Here is a 1152-nt window from a genome sequence, read left to right on the forward strand (position 1 = left end):
AATCCTCGCTACGGGGACGCCCAGTCGGGCGCTATTCTCGGACAGCCTCCTGGAGACAATTAAAATCTGCCGAAGCACCTTAAATCCGACAGGCTTTCAGACACGCCTTTACATTCTGTTGCATATGAGCAGGATTGATGGTGCCAACAATAGCTGAGGAAACCGCCGGGTGTGAAAAAACCAGTTTCATACTTTCCAGAACAGGATTCTCTTTGGCAAGATCGCCAGACAGACAGGCATGACCACTGGCAAAGGCCTTCTTGATAAAGATGCCTTTGCCATGTTCCAACGCATAATCCAATACCGGCTTTTCACCCTGTTCGCCCAGGTTATAGGTCACCATGGCAACATCGGAATGTTGCAGCGCCAGAATACCACCTTCAACCGTTTTGGTAGACATACCCGAAGCGAGGATTTTTCCTTCTTTTTTCAGATCAGCCAACACTTCCAGACAGCCGGTCTGCTCAATGATATTGATATCATTACCATTGGAATGAACCAGCATTAATTCAATCACATTGGTATTCAGGCGCTTCAGGCTTCGCTCAACACTGAAGCGGATATGCTGCTCGGAAAAATCAAAATACGACGCTGCCTGACCATTTTCACCAGTGACAAACTCTTCGCCAACCTTGCTGCATATGACCCATTGCTCACGCAGCCCTTTATGTCTGGCAAACAACTGACCAAGACGTTCCTCGCTGGTGCCATAGGCCGGAGCCGTATCCAGCAGGTTCATGCCCAGCGTATGAGCAAGGGTAAGCAGATCTGACATTTCACGGTCATCAGGAATGGTAAAATGTTTCGGATACTTTACGCCCTGATTCCGACCGAACTTAACAGTGCCGAAGCCCAGTGGCGATACTTCAAGATCAGTTCCGGCTATCTGCTTTTTTTCAAGACACTGGCTCATGATGTTTTCCTTTGTGCAAAATGCCCTTGCCAGAAGTTTGGACAGATTTCCGGCCGTGAAAATCCTTCAGGCACGGTGAAACTGTTATCAGACGCTGGACCAATATTATCCTCCTGCAGCAAACGCACTACTTCATCAGAAAGGTTGGGAGCCAGTGCCAGTTTAGTCGGCCAGGTGACAATACCATTGGCCACCGGCTGACAGAATGCCGCATCCGGACGAAGCAGGCGGCTCTGTTT

1 protein-coding gene and 1 pseudogene are annotated in these 1152 nt (G+C 49.1%); both read right to left on the reverse strand.

Annotated features, from left to right (window positions below):
• Positions 1 to 79: 79 nt before the first annotated feature.
• Positions 80 to 913: an aldo/keto reductase gene (locus tag KDK14_RS09635; RefSeq protein WP_257264885.1), complete on the reverse strand. Its 834-nt coding sequence runs from the start codon at positions 911 to 913 to the stop codon at positions 80 to 82.
• Positions 910 to 1152, reverse strand: a pseudogene (locus tag KDK14_RS09640) (FAD-dependent oxidoreductase); the annotation flags it as partial. The pseudogene KDK14_RS09640 and the gene KDK14_RS09635, both read right to left, overlap by 4 nt.

Source organism: Endozoicomonas sp. ONNA2 (assembly GCF_024606365.1).
Taxonomy (GTDB): Bacteria; Pseudomonadota; Gammaproteobacteria; order Pseudomonadales; family Endozoicomonadaceae; genus Endozoicomonas.